Raw genomic sequence first — 16,545 nt, 5'->3', positions numbered from 1 at the left:
CGTTTCGTCATCGGGTAAGTTCCGAAGGCGGAAACTCGTCACGCCTGCGGCGGTTGCGGCGAATCCGCAGGTAAAAGATGCTCTTTCACGATCAACGCGACGATCAGGAGCGGCGACGACAGGAAGGCGCCCATCGGCCCCCACATCCAGGTCCAGAACGCCAGCGCGAGCAGGACGGCCAGCGCATTCAGCGCCAGCCGCCGGCCGATGATCGTCGGCGTGACGAAGTGCCCCTCCATGAAGGTGATGCCGCTAAAGGCGAGCGCGGCGATCAGGCCGCCGCTGATGGTCGGGAAGGCGACGAGCCCCACCACGACCAGCACGGCGAACATCGCGATCGGCCCGATGATCGGGATGAAGTTGAGGGTCGCCGCAAGCGCGCCGAGCCCGGCTGGATTGGGCATGCCGGTGAGCGTGCAGACGAGGCCTGTGGCGACCCCGACGCCGACATTGATGATGGTCACGGTCAGGAGGTAGTTGCCGAGATGGACCTCGATCTCGTTGAGGATTCGAAGCGTGCGCAGCCGCCTGTCGTGATCGCTGAAGGTCATGATCAGCGCCCGCCGCAGGTCGCGCCAGCTCGCGATGAACAGGATCAGGGTAGCGAAGAACAGCAGGAATTCGGTGAAGGTCGGCGACAGGAATTCCAGCGTCGGCTGGACCCATTCGAATTTCGGCAGCTGGAAGCTCGGCAGCGCTTCCGAGCCGCCGCCGACCATCGCCTGCAGCTCCTGCCACAGCGCCAATGGCCGATCGAAGACGTGCAGCTTCTCCTTCAGCTGTGCGCCAAATTCCGGCAGGCGCGAGCTCCACTCCATCGCGGGCGAGGCGATCAGCGCGACGACGAAGGTGACCACGGTGGTCACGGCGACCACGATCAGCAAGGCGCCGAGCGGCCGCGGTACTCTTTGCCGCTCCAGGAAGGTCGCGGCCGGCGACAGCATGGTGCCGGTGACGAAGGCCATCACCACGGGCAGGAAGAACGCCTTGCCGACATAGAGCACGGCCGCGATGGCAATCACCAGCAGGCCCGCGAGCGCGAAGGCGACGAACTCGGTGCGGCGGATAACCGGCGGCAGTTCGCTGTGGCTGTCGGGAAACGGCGCGCCCTCGTTGTTGCCGGGAATGAGACGTTCGCTGGGAAGGACGCGCACAACACCTCTCCCGCACGGGAATCTGCTCCGCGCGCCCATTAATGATACGAGAACGCATCACAAGTGTGCGGGTTCCATCGCGCCTTCGTGAAGACGGGTTCGCTTGACTGTGACGTGGCAGCCGCAGGCGTCATCGGAACTTGAGTCGGTCCGGCTGCGTTTGTTGGGGGCAGCGCATCACCCAGATGCACACATCCAACGGGGCAGCACATGACAAGGTTGTTTGTAGTCCGCCGCCGCTTCTCGCCGCGCGCCGCCACCGCTCTTGCTTTCGCGACCGCGCTCCTGAGCGCGTCGTTCGGCGTCGCGCGCGCCCAGATGCTCGGCTATGCGCCGATGCAGCCGCTCACCTATCCGCAGAATCAGGTGTCTCCGCAGAGTAATCTAGGGGAAGAGCAGACCTCCGAGGACGCCACGCTTCCCGAGCGCCTGCGCCGCCAGATCGTGAGCTTCGACCGCAGCGAGCCGGCCGGCACCATCGTCATCGATACCGGCAATACCTATCTCTACTATGTGCTCGGCAATGGCCGCGCCATCCGCTACGGCGTCGGCGTCGGACGCGACGGGTTCACGTGGTCGGGCGTGCAGAACGTCGCGCGCAAGGCGGAATGGCCGGATTGGCATCCGCCGGTCGAGATGATCGCGCGGCAGCCTTATCTACCGCGTTTCGTCGCCGGCGGCCCGGGCAATCCGCTCGGCGCGCGCGCGATGTATCTCGGCTCCAGCGAATACCGCATCCACGGCACCAACGATCCCACCACGATCGGCAAGTTCGTCTCCTCCGGCTGCATCCGCATGACCAATGAGGACGTCATCGATCTGTTCGGCCGCGTCAACATCGGCGCCAGGGTGGTGGTGCTGCCGAAGAACGCGCCGCTGATGGCCAAGGGTGGCGATAGGGGAGGCGATCCCGTGCGCAAGCGTCCGGCGGTGACGACGCTGCCCTCGGGCCGCCAGGTCCTGAACATCGCGACGTCGTCGGTGAACTGAAGAGTACGAGAGGTCGCATGAATAGACGTTGGATCGGCAGAGCGGCCGGGGTCGCGGCGGTGTTGTTCGCCGCAGGCGCCCTCGCCCTCGCGCTGACGCCGTCGGCGCATGCGGAGGATTTCCTCTCGGCGCTGTTTGGCGCCTTCCGCATGCGGCCGCCGCCGCAGATCAGGATGCCCTTCCCGACCGACGACATGCCACGTTACGAGGCGCCGCGGTCGCGCGCGGTCTATGGCGGCGGCACGGCCTATTGCGTGCGCGGCTGCGACGGCCGCTACTTCCCGGCGCAGGGCAACGATGCCGAGAGCAAGGCGCAATCCTGCAGGAGTTTCTGCCCGGCGTCCGAAACCTCGCTGGTCTATGGCAGCAATATTGACGATGCCACGACCGACGACGGCAAGTCCTATTCCGACCTGCCCAACGCGTTCCGCTACCGCAACGAGATCGTCGCGGGCTGCACCTGCAACGGCAAGGACACGGTCGGGCTCGCACCGGTCAAGGTCGAGAACGACCCGACCCTGCGCAAGGGCGACATCGTCGCCGGCCAGGACGGCCTCGTCGTCGCCAACCGCAATGCCAATGACCGCAGCGGCGTCGCGGTGAACTTCTCGCCGCTGCCGGAGAAGGTACGCGCCAAATTCCGCCATATGCCGGTGGTCGCGAAGGAGTAGGGGCGCGCTCAGCTTCGCGTGCTGATCGTCGCTGATTGCCCCAAGGATCGCTGTCATTCCCCGCGACCCGGCGGCTACGCCAAGGCTTCGCGGGGGCTTGCGGTCCAAGGCCGCCGAAGCTTCAGCGTAGGCGGCAAGCGGGGAATCCAGTACGCCGCGGCTTCTCCGTATTTCTCGCTGTCTCTGGAATACTGGATTGCCCGATCAAGGCCCGGACCCTCCCTAACGTCGTCATGGCGTTCGCCAGGACAACATCGAGGGGATGGCTGCCAGCCTGAACGCCGGCGTTACGCCGCCCGGATCTTCCCGAGGAAATCGCTGACCTGCTGGCCGAGCCGATGGCTCTGGGTTTCTAGCATCTCGGACGCCTGCTTCACATTCTCCGCCGCACCCGCCGCGGTGTCGGCGTCGGCTTTGACGCCGGTGATGTTGTCCGAGACGTTCTTGGTGCCCTGCGCCGCATATTGCGTGCTGCGGGTGATCTCCTGCGTGGCCGCCCCCTGTTCCTGCACGGCCGCCGCAATCGCAGTCGCGACCTCGTTGACCTCGCCGATGATGCCGCCGATGGCCTGGATCGCGTTGATGGCGTCGCCCGCGACCTTCTGGATGTCGGCGATCTGCCCGGAAATCTCCTCCGTCGCCTTCGCGGTCTGGCTCGCCAGCGACTTCACCTCGGAGGCGACAACGGCAAAGCCGCGTCCGGCTTCGCCCGCGCGCGCCGCCTCGATCGTCGCGTTGAGCGCCAGCAGATTGGTTTGCGCTGCGATCGTGTTGATCAGGCCGACGACCTCGCCAATCCGGCTGGCCGAGCTGGCAAGGCCCTGCACGGTGCCGTCGGTCTCGCGCGCCTGGCTGACGGCGCGGCTGGCGATCCCTGCGGCGTGCGCAGCCTGCTGGCTGATGTCGTTGATCGACGCGCTGAGCTCCTCGGCCGCCGAAGCAACGCTGTCCACACTCATCGAGGCTTCGCCCGAGGCCTTGCCGGCCATTTGCACCCGCTCGTTGGTCTGACGCGAGACCGCGGAGAGTTCCGAGGACGTCTTGCGCATCTCGCTCGAGGCCTGGTTCAGCTGGTCGAGGGTGTTGCGCACCATGCCCTCGAACTCGCCGACATGGGTCTCGATCGCGCGCTGGCGTGCCGCAGCGACGGAATTGTGCTCGCGCTCCTGCGCCTCGATCGTCAGTTTGTCGGTCGCCTGCTGCTTGAAGGTTTCCAGCGCACCGGCGAGCGCTCCGATCTCGTCCTTGCGATCGAGATAGCCGCTGTCGACGGTGAGGTCGCCGCCGGCGACCTTCAGCATTGCGTCGCGGATGTTGTGCAGCGGGCGGATGACACGACGGGTGACCGCGATCATGGCGCCGACCGTCAGCAGCGTCGCGAACAGCAGCATCGCGATCTGCACCGCGAGCGCGCGGCCGGCCGCCGCGTACTGGACGGCCGAATCGTCGCGCGCCTCATCGAGCGCACGCTCGGCCACTGCGACCGCGGTGCCCATGCGCTGCGACGTCAGCGGCGTCCACTGGTCGGCGGTCATGTCGGTTTTCGAACCGACCATGATCTGGTCGATCAGCCGGTCGCGCAGCGCGAGATAGTCCGGGTTGAAATAGGCGGCCTTGGCCGCGCCCATCGCGTTGGCGAGCTCTGGCGACAGCTTCATGCCCAGCGCCGACGATTCCAGCCCGCTCCAGGCGTTCTCGATGGCGCCGACGGATTTGGTGTAGGTCTGCTGTGCTTCCAGCGGCAGGCTGCCGGTCGCGACCAGGCCGGTCGCGACAAGGTCAGAAGCTTCGCCGGCGGTGTTGCGCAGGAGCCAGGCGGCCTGCTTGATCGACAGGAGCTGGTCGATCAGCGGGTCGTTGTGGTTGACGACTGCGGTGAGGCGCGCCGAGATCGTCTCGAGCGTTGCGAGCAGAGCGCCGGTCTGGTCGGTGTACTCCTTCGAAAGGGCTGTGCGCCGCGCCTTCCTCGGCTTGCGCATCTCGTCCCAGGCTTCGGTCTGGAGCGTTCCCAGCTTGTTGAGCTCCTCGTTCAACTGAACCAGCAGCGTCGTCTGCTCGGCGAAGGGGATTGATGGCAGCAGTGCGGCCGTGGCGCGGATCGCCGGCATTTCGGCGTCGTGAATGCCGCGGAGGAATTTCTCGATCTCGGGAGACACCGGCGCCTCGCCGTTCAGCACCCGCGGCGTCGACGAGCGGTCGGTGCGCAAATTGTGCATGGCCTTGAAGGCATTCGCGGAGGCCTCGGCAACGGCGGCGATGTGCCCGGTTGCGCGCAGCCGCTCCCAGGATCGCCAGGCGGTCGTCACCAGCAGGGCCACCACACAAACCGCGAGAAGGGCGATCACGGACTGGAGCAGCGCCGAAACGGTCAGACGTCGAAGCATGATGAATCCCCCCGAACCCGGAGCTTTTTTCGCAGAAAGGGATAAAGAGAGTTGTAACGCGCGCGCCGCGTGCATCGGGTAGGGCCTGCGACTTGCGCGCACGGTCGGGTACGGCGGGTGTGCTGGTTGCGCAGAGAGTGCTGGTCGTTAACAGATCGTTACCGCGACCGAATCGTTACGGGCGGCGTCGCGCAGGACCTTCCCTAACGTCGTCCTGGCTTTCGCCAGCCTGAACGCCCGGCCTTACGCCGCCCGGATCTTCCCGAGGAAGTCGCTGACCTGTTGGCCGAGCTGGCGGCTCTGGGTCTCCAGTGTCTCGGACGCCTGCTTCACATTCTCCGCCGCACCCGCCGCGGTGTCGGCGTCGGCTTTGACGCCGTTGATGTTGTCCGACACGTTCTTGGTGCCCTGCGCCGCATATTGCGTGCTGCGGGTGATCTCCTGCGTGGCCGCACCCTGTTCCTGCACGGCCGCCGCAATCGCAGTCGCGACCTCGTTCACCTCGCCGATGATGCCGCCGATTGCCTGGATGGCGTTGATGGCGTCGCCCGCGACCTTCTGGATGTCGGCGATCTGCTCGGAAATCTCCTCCGTCGCTTTCGCGGTCTGGCTCGCCAGCGACTTCACCTCGGAGGCGACAACGGCAAACCCGCGTCCGGCTTCGCCCGCGCGCGCCGCTTCAATGGTGGCGTTGAGCGCGAGCAGATTGGTTTGCGCCGCGATCGTGTTGATCAGCCCGACCACCTCGCCGATGCGGCCGGCGGATTGCGCCAATCCCTGGACGGTGCCGTCGGTCTCGCGCGCCTGGTTGACGGCGCGGCTGGCAATGCCCGCGGCATGCGCAGCCTGCTGGCTGATGTCGTTGATGGAGGCACTGAGCTCCTCGGCCGCAGCGGCGACGCTTTCGACGCTGGAGGAGGCATCGTTGGAGGCCTTGCCCGCGACCTCGACGCGTTCATTGGTCTGGCGCGACACGGCGGACAGCTCGCCGGAGGTCTTGCGCATCTCGGATGAGGCGTCGCTCAATTCACCCAACGACCTCTGCACCACGCCTTCGAATTCGCCGACATAGGCCTCGATCGCGCGCTGGCGCGCCGCCGCGCCTGCATTGCGCTCGCGCTCCTGCGCTTCGATCTTCAGCTTGTCCGTCGCCTGCTGCTTGAACGTCTCCAGCGCGCCGGCGAGCGCGCCGATCTCGTCGTGGCGGTCGAGATAGCCGCTGTCGACGGCGAGATCGCCGCCGGCGACCTTCAGCATGGCATCGCGAATCCGGTGCAGCGGCGTGATCACGCGGCGGCTCACCGCCAGCATCGATGCGCCCGTCAGCACGATCGCGGCGATGAGCAGGGCCACATTGACGATCAGCGACTGCACCGCGGTCGCGCGCTGGGCTGCGGAATGGTCCTTGGCGGCAGCAAGCGCGGCGTCGGCGAGCTTGATCGCACTTGCCATCCGGCCGACCGAATAGGGGCTCCACTGGTTGGCGGTCATCGACGGTTTGTCGCCCTTGCTGACAGCGGCAATGATGCCGTCGCGCGTGGCGGCGTATTGCGGGTCGAAATAGACCGCCTTGGTATCGGCCATTGCCGCGGCGAGTCCCGGCGGCAATTGCATGCCCACCGTGGCGAGCTGGATCGCATTCCAGGCGGTTTCGGTGCCGCCGACGAATTTCGTGTAAGCGAGCTGAAGCTCGGGCGTGATCTTGCCGGTGCCGAGCGCGTTGCCGACGATCAACGAAGATTCGCCGGCGCTCAGGCGCAACAGCCAGGCCATCTGCTTGATCATCAGGAACTGGTCGATGACCGGATCCTGATGATTGACGCTCGCGCTGAGCAGGGGCGACAGTTTTTCCAGGATCGCCATCAGCCCATCCTCGGTGTCGGCATATTCCTTGGCGAGTGTTGCGCGGCGCGAGGCCTTGGGCTTGGTGACCTCGGTCCAGAATTCCGCCTGCTTCTCAAGCAGGACCTTGGTCAGCCGGTCAAGCTCGGACACCATCGTGTCCCGTTGTGGCAGGTCGATGGAGGGCAGGATCTCGATCGCGCGCACCAGCGCCGGCATCAGGATGTCGCGGATCCCTCGGATATATCTTTCGATGTCCTGGTCCACTTGGATGTCGGAGGTGAGTTGGCGGCTGCTGGTCGAGCGGTCGGCACGGATGTTCGCCATCGCCTTGAACACGTCGGCCGAGGCTGCCGAAATCGCGACGATCCGGTTGGCCGCTTGCAGCCGGGTCCAGGAGCTCCAGGCGTTGAGCGAGAATCCGACGACGACGACGAGCGCGGTGGACAGGATCACCGCCTTCAGCAGCGCAGATACGGTCAAGCGGTTGAGCATCGGACACCCCGGTACGCGTTTCGAAGTTCGTGGCCCCGAACGGCAGCCCCCACGAACTTCGAAAGACCAAAGGGATGCACGCGATACGCGCATGCCGCCGGCAGGCGCTGGGCGCATTTGGCCCGAAAAGGGTAAAAACTTAGACAGTGGGCCTGCCGTAAAATTACGGAGTCGTTAAGGATTGGGGGCGGTGCAGGCACCGTCGCTCATTGCATTCGAAGCGCGATTTTTCTGATCCGGAGCATCATGCCTCTTATTGTCGTCCTGGCGAAAGCCAGGACGACACCGTGGATGTGTCGCCGGCTTTCGCCGCGAAGACATCGCGAGGGGTGCGATAGCGCTGCCCAAATCTCCGCCGTCGTCCCGGCGCAGGCCGGGACCCAAACCCACAGGATTGGATTTGGCGAAGACTCGTGGTTAGCGGCTCGCGCGACAACCACTCCCTAGGGTTGGGTCCCGGCCTGCGCCGGGACGACACCGTGAGTGTGGCGCTAGCGTGCCTTACGCCGCGCGGATCTTGCCGAGGAAATCGCTGACCTGTTGGCCGAGCTGCCTGGGTCTCCGGCGTCTCCGACACCTGCTTGACGTTCTCCGCTGCACCCGCCGCGGCGTCGGCGTCGGCTTTGACGCCGGTGATGTTGTCCGAGACGTTCCTGGTGCCCTGCGCCGCATATTGCGTGCGCGTCGCGTAACGTGCGCAGATATTTCTCGATCTCGGCGTCCATCGGCTCGGTCGCGTTCAACAGCCGCGTGGTGGTCGAGCGGTCGGTGCACAGATTGTGCATCGCCTTGAACAGGTCAGCGCAGGCGTCCGCGATGTGCGAGATGCGGTTGGCGGTCTTGAGGCGGCAGGATTCATAGGCGGTGAGCGAGAGCGCAATCACCACGCAGACCGACGTTATCGCAATCACGCCTTCAACAGGGCGGATACGGTCAGACGACTCAGCATCGAAACCCCCAACTCCAAATTCCAGGATTCGTAAGGGCACCGCCAACGGCAATTGAAGGAAAACAGGGAGGGCGCGTCGTGATCGGCAATCGCATGCGGCTCGCGGCTTGCCGCAAACGGTTTCCGCATTCCGAAGCAAAAGGGTAAGATTTTAGGCAGCGAGCCCGCCGGTGGAAGTACGCATAACTAGAAGTTGCAGCGGATTGCTGGGCATGGAACCCGGAGCGAGGGGACCGCGTTAGGACATCATCAGGAATTGCCTGAAGGGGGCTCTGCGATGATCGTGGGTGTGCTCGTCACCTTTCTCGTCATCATTCTCGTTCTCTATCTCATCAACATGCTGCCGATGGATGGCCGGGCCAAGCAGATCGCGCGCGTCATCGTGATCATCATCGGTGTCGTGTCGCTGCTGAAATATCTCACGGTGTTTTAGCGGGGATCCGTAGCCCGGGTGGAGCGAAGTGAAATCCGGGGTCTTACCCCAAGCCGCACCGATCGCGGATTACGCTGCGCTCCATCCGGGCTCCGACTCTTCCAACAAAAAAGCCCCGGCGTGAGCCGGGGCTTCGTTCGCCTTATCGTGCCCTAGTGCAGCGATTTGAGCCAGTCGTCGACGTCCTGACGAACCTGGTCCTTGGCCTTGCCATAGCGTTCCTGCAGCCGGCCTTCGAGTTGTTCGCGACGGCCCTCGATCAATTTGAGGTCGTCGTCAGTGAGCTTGCCCCACTTCTCCTTGGCCGAGCCCTTGAACTGCTTCCAGTTTCCTTCGATGCGATTCCAGTCCATGACCATCTCCCGCCAGTTGATGGCCGGACAACGCGATCGGCGGGCGGCCGTTCCGCCGCGCGCCGCGACGTTTCGCCCGATCAGCCCGCCGCCTTCGCCTCGCGTCGGCGCGCGGTGAGGATGTATTCGGTGTAGCCGTTCGGCTGCGTGCGGCCCTTGAAGATGAGGTCGCAGGCGGCCTTGAAGGCGACGCCGTCGAAGGACGGCGCCATCGGCTTGTACAGCGAATCGCCCGCGTTCTGCTTGTCGACGACGACGGCCATGCGCTTCAGCGATTCCATCACCTGCGCCTCGGTGATGACACCCTGGTGCAGCCAGTTGGCGAGATGCTGGCTCGAGATGCGCAGCGTTGCGCGGTCTTCCATCAGGCCGACATCGTGGATGTCGGGCACTTTGGAGCAACCGACGCCCTGGTCGATCCAGCGCACGACGTAGCCGAGGATACCCTGGCAGTTGTTGTCGATCTCCTGCTTGACGTCGTCCGGCGCCCAGTTCGACTTCGACACCGGAATGGTGAGGATGTCCGAGAGCTTCGCGCGAGGTCCGCCCTTGGTCAGCTCCTGCTGGCGCGCGATGACGTTGACCTGGTGGTAGTGCAGCGCGTGCAGCGTCGCCGCGGTCGGAGAGGGCACCCAGGCGGTGGTGGCGCCGGCCTGCGGATGCGCGAGCTTCTGGGCCAGCATGTCCGCCATCTTGTCGGGCGCGGCCCACATGCCCTTGCCGATCTGGGCGTGGCCGGGGAGACCGTCGATCAGGCCCATGTCGACGTTCCAGTTCTCATAGGCCTTGATCCACGCTTGCGCCTTCATCTCGTTCTTGCGGATCATCGGACCCGCTTCCATCGAGGTGTGGATCTCGTCGCCGGTGCGGTCGAGGAAGCCGGTGTTGATGAACATGATGCGCTTCGAGGCGCGCTGGATGCAGGCCTTGAGGTTGACGGTGGTGCGCCGCTCTTCGTCCATGATGCCGACCTTGAGCGTGTTCTCCGGCAGCGACAGCATCTTCTCGACGCGGTCGAATATCTCGCAGGTCAGCGACACCTCGTCGGGGCCGTGCATCTTCGGCTTGACGATATAGGCCGATCCGGTGCGGCTGTTCTTGACCTTCGAATTGCCCCTGAGGTCGTGGATGGCAACAAGTCCGGAGACGGCGGCATCGAGCAGGCCTTCCGGAATCTCCTCGCCGGTCTCGTCCAGTACCGCGTCGGTGAACATGTGGTGACCGCAGTTGCGCATCAGCAGCAGGCTGCGGCCGTGAAGTTTCACTTCGCCCTTGCCGTCCGGCGTCGTGTAGCTGTGGTCGGCGTTGAGCGAACGCGTCAGCGTCTTGCCGCCTTTCTCGAAGTCGGCCGACAGCGTGCCGTTCATCAGGCCGAGCGTGTTGCGATAGACCAGCACCTTGTCCTCGGCATCGACGGCGGCGACCGAGTCTTCCATGTCGAGGATGGTGGAGACCGCAGCCTCCATGATCATGTCGGCAACGCCGGCCGGATCGTCCTTGCCGATCGTGTTGTTGCGGTCGATCTTGACCTCGATGTGCAGGCCGTTGTTGACGAGCAGCACCGCGGACGGCGCAGCCGCTTCGCCCTGGAAGCCCGCGAACTGTGCGGCGTTCTTCAGCGCGGTGGCATTGCCGCTCTTCAGCTTCACCGCGAGCTGGCCCGCGACGACGCTGTAGGCGGTGACGTCGGTGTGGCTGCCGGTCGCGAGCGGCACGGCGGTATCGAGGAACGCCTTGGCCTTGGCGATCACTTTGTCGCCGCGCGCCTTGCTGTAGCCTTTGCCGGTGTCGGCGGCATCGTGCGGGATGGCGTCGGTGCCGTAGAAGGCGTCATAGAGCGAGCCCCAGCGCGCATTCGCCGCGTTCAGCGCGTAGCGTGCATTGGTCAGGGGCACGACGAGCTGCGGGCCGCAGATCTTGCCGATCTCCTCGTCGACATTGGCCGTCTCGACCTTCTGCGTCGCAGGCTCAGGGACGAGATAGCCGATCTCCTTCAGGAAGGCGGTGTAGGCGTCGATGTCGAACGCCTTGCCCTTGTTGGCGCGGTGCCAGTCGTCGATCTTGGCCTGCAACGTGTCGCGAACGGCGAGCAGCGACCGGTTCTTCGGCCCAAGCTCCTTGATGATAGCGGCAAGCCCGGCCCAGAACGCATCCGGCGCGATCCCCGTTTTCGGGGCCGCTTCCTTGGCGATGAAGTCAAACAGGACGGGAGCGATCTTCAATCCGTGGGCGTCGACGCGTTTCATGATGGGCTTTCTTGTTGGAAATGGCTGTTTTTGGCTGCTTTAGACCCGACAGCAGCAAAATGCGCCCACAGGGGACGGCTTTCGGGGTCCTAATAGCCCCAAAATCGGGGCGGTGAGAAGACCCCCAAAGGTCTGTCAAAATGTCAAGACGAGGTGTGGGAGGCCCAACACACCGGTGTCATTCCCCGCGAAAGCGGGGAATCCAGTACGCCGCGGCTTCTCCGTATCCCAACGCTGTCTCTGGAATCCTGGGTCGCCCGGTCTCGATGACCGGGCGACGACAGCCGGGAATGAGACAGACTCAAATATTCGCGGCGAGGTCCACGAGTTCGTCGAACAGCACGCCGGTCGTCTTGAGCATGCGCTCGATCTCGTCCGCCGCATCCGCGACCGTTCGAGTGGACGTATCGATCACGAGCTCGGCGGCGTCGGGCTTCTCGTAATCGTTGCCGATGCCCGTGAACGAAACGAGCGCGCCGGAGCGGGCCTTCTTGTAGTGGCCCTTGGGGTCACGCTCCTCGCACACGGCCGCAGGGGTTGCGACATGGATCTCACGGAACGCGGTGTCGGCGATGCGGCGCGCAGCGGCGCGGTCCTCGCGGGCGGGCGAGACGGCGGCGACGATCGCGATGTGGCCGTTGCGCGCCAGATGCGTGGCGACTTCGGCGAGGCGGCGGATGTTCTCGCTGCGATCAGCGGCGGAGAAGCCGAGATCGCTGTTGAGCCCGGCGCGCAGCGTGTCGCCGTCGAGCAGGATGGGCGAGCCGCCATTCGAAAACAGCCGCCGCTCCAGCGCCTTCGCCAGCGTCGACTTGCCGGAGGCGGGGAGGCCCGTGAGCCAGACCACGGCGCCGTTATGGCGATAACGCGCGGAGCGCTCGTCGGGCCGCAGCGCCGATTCCACCGGCACGATGTCGACCGGCACGGCGCGCTGGCCGGCATCGACGGAGAGCACCAGGCCGCCGCCCGCGATGCGTCCCGACACCTCGATCACGAGGCGCCCGGTGCGTGGATTCTCGGTATAGGGATCGGCCGCAATCGGATTGGAAAGAGAGATGTCGATCTCGCCGACATGGTTGCGACCGATCGCCTTGTTCTCGGTGGTCGAGAGCTCGCCGGGATCGACCGCCTTCTCGATCGCAACGACCGTGGCGCGGCTTTCCTTCGGCCCGCAGCGCACCAGGAGCTGGTCGCCCTTGGCGAGCGGCTTGTCGTGCAGCCAGAAGATGCGCGCGCGCAGCCGGCGCGTTTCGCGCGGCGCAGTGCCCGCATGCGCGATGATGTCGCCGCGCTCGACGAACAGTTCACGGTCGAGCGTGATGCCGACCGAGCGTCCCGCGCCCTGCCGGCCTGCGACCGGCGTTACCGGCCAGCCCTCAACGGTCTTGATCTTCGCGATCTTGCCGGCCGGCATGATCACGATCTCGTCGCCGGCTTTGAGGCTGCCGGATTCGATGCGGCCCGCGACGATGCGGCGGTCGTCGAACTTGTAGATCGCCTGCACCGGCAGCCGCAGCGCCAGTGCTTCGAGCGGTCGCGCCGGCTCCAGCCGGTCGAGCGCCTCGACCACGGTCGGTCCCTTGTACCAGCCGATGCGATCGGTGCGCTCGGCGACGCCGTCGCCGTCGCGGGCGGAAATCGGAATGATCGCGGTCGGCGTCACGCCGAGCCCTTCGAGATGCGCGGAAATCTCGTCGCTGATCGCCTTGAATCGGTCGGCGGCGAAGTCGACGCGGTCCATCTTGTTGACGACGATCGCGACCTGCTTCACGCCGAGCAGATGCAGGAGATAGCCGTGTCGTCGGGTCTGGTCGCGCACGCCTTCGAGGGCGTCGATGATCAGCACCGCGCCATCGGCCTGCGAGGCGCCGGTGATCATGTTGCGCAGGAACTCGGCGTGGCCGGGCGCATCGATCAGCACGATGTCGCGCGAATTGGTGCGGAAACGGATCTGCGTGGTGTCGATGGTGATGCCCTGGTCGCGCTCGGTCTGGAGCGCATCGAGCAGGAACGACCATTCGAAGGGCATGCCGCGCCGGGCGCTGACGGCCTTGAGCATTTCGAGCTTGCCCTCGGGCAGGCTGCCGGTCTCATGCAGCAGGCGGCCGACCAGCGTCGACTTGCCATGGTCGACATGGCCGACGATGACGATGCGGACCTGGGGACGCGTGGTGCCGTTCGGGGTGGCGGGCGTAGCCGTCGTGACGATCATGTTCATAGCCGCGTTGCGTCCTGAGGTCAGAGATAGCCGGCGACGCGCAGACGCTCGAAGGCGTCCTCGGTCTCGTGGTCGAGCGCGCGGCCGGCGCGCTCCGGCACCTTGGTATCTTCGAGTTCGACGAGGATCTCGTCGATGTTCGATGCGCTCGAATTCACCGGGAAGGTGATGTCGGAATCGCCCAGCGAGCGGTAGCGCTTGCCGTTCTGCGACAGATAGAGCGGGATGATCGGAATGTTCTCGCGCTTGGTGTAGGCCCAGATGTCGGCCTCGGTCCAATGCAGGATCGGATGAATGCGAAGGTGCGCGCCCGGCGGCGGCGAGGCGTTGAACTGGTCCCAGAACTCCGGCGGCTGGTCGCGCACGTCCCAATTGCCTTCGAGCCCGCGCGGCGAGAACACGCGCTCCTTGGCGCGCGTCGCCTCCTCGTCGCGGCGGATGCCGGCGATCAGGCCATCAAAGCCAAATTTCGCGAGCGCCATCTTCAGCCCTTCGGTCTTGCGTGCCGCGGAACGGGCGGCCGGCGGCAAGGTCGGATCGACGGCATCGATCGGCGGGCAGGGCTCGACGCGCAGGTCGAGCTCCCACTCTTTGCCGTAGTTATCGCGGAAGCGATACATCTCAGGAAACTTCTTCCCGGTGTCGACATGAAGGGCGGGGAACGGCATGCGGCTGAAGAACGCCTTCCGCGCCAGCCAGATCATGACGTTGGAGTCCTTGCCGAGCGACCACAGCAGGGCAATCTTCTTTAGCCGGGCGAACGCCTCGCGGAAGATGTAGATGCTCTGCGCCTCGAGCTGGTCGAGATGGTCCATGCTCGGAGCAAGGTCGGCAGAAAATTCTTGCGCACGCACGCGCTCGGTGAACGCGGTGCTGCTCAGTCCGTCACCTGCGGAATCGTCCTTGAGAAGATGCATCTCTGCCACTTTGCGTTTGGAGGCGAAAATTCTATAGTTGCAGCGCGGAATAGAAGAAAAAATTTTCTCTTTGCGCGCTCGAAACGACACATATATAGAAAATAATTCCAGTCAACCCCGAATTGGGGGAAACGAGTATCGCATGCGGTTCTTGCCGGTGTTTCTCGATCTCAAGGCCGGTCCGGTGGTCCTCATCGGCGCGGGCGAGCTTTTGCGCGCCAAGCTTCGCGTGCTCGCGGCGGCCGGTGCGCGCATCCGCGTGCATGCGATCGACGGCGATCATGACCTCGGCGGACTCACTCCCGACGACGCGGCGCGGATCGAGTTCGCTGCCGGCGATCCGCTCACTGCCGATCTTGCCGGCGTCATCGCCATCGTCTGCGCAGGCGCGGGCGATGTCGGCGTTGCGATGTCGGTGCGCGCCAAGGCGCTCGGCCTGCCGGTCAACGTCATGGACGACCTCGAACATTCCAGCTTCATCTTCCCGGCGATCGTCGATCGCGGCGATGTCGTGGTCGCGGTCGGCACCGGCGGCACCTCGCCAGTGGTGGCGCGGCGCGTGCGCGAGAAGATCGAGGCGCTGCTGCCGGCGCGCATCGGCGAACTCGCCGAATTCATCGGAGGCTTCCGCAAATCCATCAACGAGCGCATCGCCGAGTTTCCGTTGCGCCGCCGCTTCTGGGAGCGCGTGATCGACGGTCCGATCGGGGCTTCCGTGCTCGCCGGCCGCAAGAGCGAAGCCGAAGCGGCGCTCGAGCAGATTTCCGATCCGTCCGCCTTCGCGCGCGCCGACAAGCCGGAGGGCTCCGTCGCACTGGTCGGCGCCGGCCCCGGCGATCCCGATCTCCTCACCATCAAGGCGCTGCGCGCATTGCAGGACGCTGACATCGTCTTCCATGACGAGCTGGTCTCGGCGGAAATTCTCGACCGCATCCGCCGCGACACCACGCGCGTTGCGGTCGGCCGCCGCGTCGGCAAGCCCGGCATCGGCCAGGACGCCATCAACAGGCGGATGATCGAGGCCGCACAGGCCGGCCAGCGCGTGGTGCGGCTGAAGGGCGGCGATCCCTTCGTGTTCGGCCGCGGTGGCGAGGAAGTCGAAGCCTTGCGCGCCGCGGGCGTCCCCTATTCAATCATTCCCGGCATCACCGCCGGCATCGGCGGCGCCGCCGATTTCGAGGTGCCGCTGACATATCGCCATGAAGCGACGCGCATCACCTTCCTCACCGCGCACAAGGCGCGCGATGCCGAGACCGTCGACTGGTCGACGCTGACGGACACCAGGATGACCGTGGTCGTCTACATGGGCATGACCGCTGCGCCCGCCGTGCGCGCCGGTCTGCTCGCTGCCGGTCGTTCGCCGGAGACGCCGGTCGGCGTGTTCGCCCGCGTCACCCAGCCCGATGCGCAAGCCGCGATCGGCACGCTGCGTGACCTGCCCGAGCTCGTCAGGCGGACCGATGGCGGTCCCGCCATTCTCATTATCGGCGAAGTGGTCCGGCATGCCGGTTCGCTTCGCCGTCAAACCCCCAAACACATCATCTCTGACCTCCTGGATGCAGCCGAATGACCTCCCCGCTTGAACAGAAAAAGATCAAAATCGCCGGCCCCTCGGTCGTGACCGCCAACCGTACCTGGGATGGCATCGTGGTCTATCGCACCGCCGCCCAGGGCTGGTCCGCGGACTTGTCGGAAGCCGCGATCGTGCGCAACTCCGACGAGGCGAAAGCGTTGCTTGCGGAGTCCGTCGCTGATGACGTCGGCGCCGTGGGTGCCTATATCGCTCCGGTGCAGGTCGCCGAGGACGGCAAGGTCGAACCCGGCAATCTGCGCGAACAGATCCGCCGCACCGGCGTAACCATCGGACAGCCGGTCCAGGTTTAAGGCACTCTC

The 16,545-nt window shown here is 65.4% G+C and carries 12 protein-coding genes; 5 read left to right on the top strand and 7 right to left on the bottom strand.

Translation table 11 applies throughout. The features are described from left to right. Window positions 1-38 precede the first annotated feature (38 nt). The gene (locus AYJ54_RS11475; protein ID WP_063699031.1) at window positions 39-1,154 is read right to left on the bottom strand and encodes an AI-2E family transporter; all 1,116 of its coding nucleotides are present in this window, start codon (window positions 1,152-1,154) and stop codon (window positions 39-41) included. Window positions 1,155-1,364: 210 nt separating this feature from the next. Here AYJ54_RS11475 and AYJ54_RS11470 point away from each other — a divergent pair, with 210 nt between their 5' ends. Continuing rightward, window positions 1,365-2,144: a L,D-transpeptidase gene (locus AYJ54_RS11470; RefSeq protein WP_063699030.1), complete on the top strand. Its 780-nt coding sequence runs from the start codon at window positions 1,365-1,367 to the stop codon at window positions 2,142-2,144. Between the two features lie 17 nt (window positions 2,145-2,161). Further along, entirely contained in the window at window positions 2,162-2,815 is a 654-nt protein-coding gene (locus tag AYJ54_RS11465; RefSeq protein WP_063699029.1) for a DUF2865 domain-containing protein, read from the top strand. Between the two features lie 287 nt (window positions 2,816-3,102). On the opposite strand, the gene AYJ54_RS11460 is transcribed toward AYJ54_RS11465, so the two are convergent. Together AYJ54_RS11460 and AYJ54_RS11455 are read right to left on the bottom strand one after the other, a co-directional pair. Then, on the bottom strand, window positions 3,103-5,199 hold the full coding sequence (locus tag AYJ54_RS11460) for a methyl-accepting chemotaxis protein (protein ID WP_063699028.1): 2,097 nt from the start codon (window positions 5,197-5,199) through the stop codon (window positions 3,103-3,105). 243 nt (window positions 5,200-5,442) lie between these two features. Then, the gene (locus AYJ54_RS11455) at window positions 5,443-7,536 is read right to left on the bottom strand and encodes a methyl-accepting chemotaxis protein (protein ID WP_063699027.1); all 2,094 of its coding nucleotides are present in this window, start codon (window positions 7,534-7,536) and stop codon (window positions 5,443-5,445) included. 1,226 nt (window positions 7,537-8,762) lie between these two features. On the opposite strand from AYJ54_RS11455, the gene AYJ54_RS49195 reads away from it, so the two are divergent. Next, window positions 8,763-8,918, top strand: a complete 156-nt coding sequence (locus AYJ54_RS49195; RefSeq protein WP_136623620.1) for a Thivi_2564 family membrane protein — start codon at window positions 8,763-8,765, stop codon at window positions 8,916-8,918. 152 nt (window positions 8,919-9,070) lie between these two features. On the opposite strand, the gene AYJ54_RS11445 is transcribed toward AYJ54_RS49195, so the two are convergent. From AYJ54_RS11445 to cysD, 4 genes are all read right to left on the bottom strand, one after another. After that, the gene (locus AYJ54_RS11445; RefSeq protein ID WP_027553924.1) at window positions 9,071-9,271 is read right to left on the bottom strand and encodes a CsbD family protein; all 201 of its coding nucleotides are present in this window, start codon (window positions 9,269-9,271) and stop codon (window positions 9,071-9,073) included. A gap of 80 nt (window positions 9,272-9,351) precedes the next feature. Next, a complete protein-coding gene (locus AYJ54_RS11440) occupies window positions 9,352-11,517 on the bottom strand; it encodes a malate synthase G (RefSeq protein WP_063699025.1) in 2,166 nt (721 codons plus the stop codon). 301 nt (window positions 11,518-11,818) lie between these two features. Continuing rightward, window positions 11,819-13,735: an adenylyl-sulfate kinase gene (gene cysC, locus AYJ54_RS11435; RefSeq protein WP_063699024.1), complete on the bottom strand. Its 1,917-nt coding sequence runs from the start codon at window positions 13,733-13,735 to the stop codon at window positions 11,819-11,821. Between the two features lie 20 nt (window positions 13,736-13,755). Beyond that, window positions 13,756-14,550 carry a sulfate adenylyltransferase subunit CysD gene (gene cysD / locus AYJ54_RS11430; RefSeq protein WP_063699077.1) on the bottom strand — a complete coding sequence of 265 codons (795 nt, stop codon included), beginning with the start codon at window positions 14,548-14,550 and terminating at the stop codon, window positions 13,756-13,758. 244 nt (window positions 14,551-14,794) lie between these two features. Here cysD and cysG point away from each other — a divergent pair, with 244 nt between their 5' ends. Beyond that, on the top strand, window positions 14,795-16,222 hold the full coding sequence (gene cysG, locus AYJ54_RS11425) for a siroheme synthase CysG (protein ID WP_063699023.1): 1,428 nt from the start codon (window positions 14,795-14,797) through the stop codon (window positions 16,220-16,222). After that, window positions 16,219-16,536 carry a DUF2849 domain-containing protein gene (locus tag AYJ54_RS11420; protein WP_063699022.1) on the top strand — a complete coding sequence of 106 codons (318 nt, stop codon included), beginning with the start codon at window positions 16,219-16,221 and terminating at the stop codon, window positions 16,534-16,536. The genes cysG and AYJ54_RS11420 overlap by 4 nt, the downstream gene beginning before the upstream one ends. Window positions 16,537-16,545: the final 9 nt, after the last annotated feature.

This window comes from Bradyrhizobium centrolobii, assembly GCF_001641635.1.
In the GTDB taxonomy this organism is placed as follows: Bacteria; Pseudomonadota; Alphaproteobacteria; order Rhizobiales; family Xanthobacteraceae; genus Bradyrhizobium; species Bradyrhizobium centrolobii.
This window is presented reverse-complemented; position numbering and strand designations above follow the sequence as displayed.

What these genes read in the sequence shown, in the direction of transcription:
- AYJ54_RS11465 (WP_063699029.1), top strand. Translation starts at nt 2,162, where the DNA reads ATGAATAGACGTTGGATCGGCAGAGCGGCCGGGGTCGCGGCGGTGTTG.
- AYJ54_RS11440 (WP_063699025.1), bottom strand. Translation starts at nt 11,517, where the DNA reads ATGAAACGCGTCGACGCCCACGGATTGAAGATCGCTCCCGTCCTGTTT.
- AYJ54_RS11460 (WP_063699028.1), bottom strand. Translation starts at nt 5,199, where the DNA reads ATGCTTCGACGTCTGACCGTTTCGGCGCTGCTCCAGTCCGTGATCGCC.
- AYJ54_RS11455 (WP_063699027.1), bottom strand. Translation starts at nt 7,536, where the DNA reads ATGCTCAACCGCTTGACCGTATCTGCGCTGCTGAAGGCGGTGATCCTG.
- AYJ54_RS11470 (WP_063699030.1), top strand. Translation starts at nt 1,365, where the DNA reads ATGACAAGGTTGTTTGTAGTCCGCCGCCGCTTCTCGCCGCGCGCCGCC.
- AYJ54_RS49195 (WP_136623620.1), top strand. Translation starts at nt 8,763, where the DNA reads ATGATCGTGGGTGTGCTCGTCACCTTTCTCGTCATCATTCTCGTTCTC.
- cysD (WP_063699077.1), bottom strand. Translation starts at nt 14,550, where the DNA reads ATGGACCATCTCGACCAGCTCGAGGCGCAGAGCATCTACATCTTCCGC.
- AYJ54_RS11445 (WP_027553924.1), bottom strand. Translation starts at nt 9,271, where the DNA reads ATGGACTGGAATCGCATCGAAGGAAACTGGAAGCAGTTCAAGGGCTCG.
- cysC (WP_063699024.1), bottom strand. Translation starts at nt 13,735, where the DNA reads ATGAACATGATCGTCACGACGGCTACGCCCGCCACCCCGAACGGCACC.
- cysG (WP_063699023.1), top strand. Translation starts at nt 14,795, where the DNA reads ATGCGGTTCTTGCCGGTGTTTCTCGATCTCAAGGCCGGTCCGGTGGTC.
- AYJ54_RS11420 (WP_063699022.1), top strand. Translation starts at nt 16,219, where the DNA reads ATGACCTCCCCGCTTGAACAGAAAAAGATCAAAATCGCCGGCCCCTCG.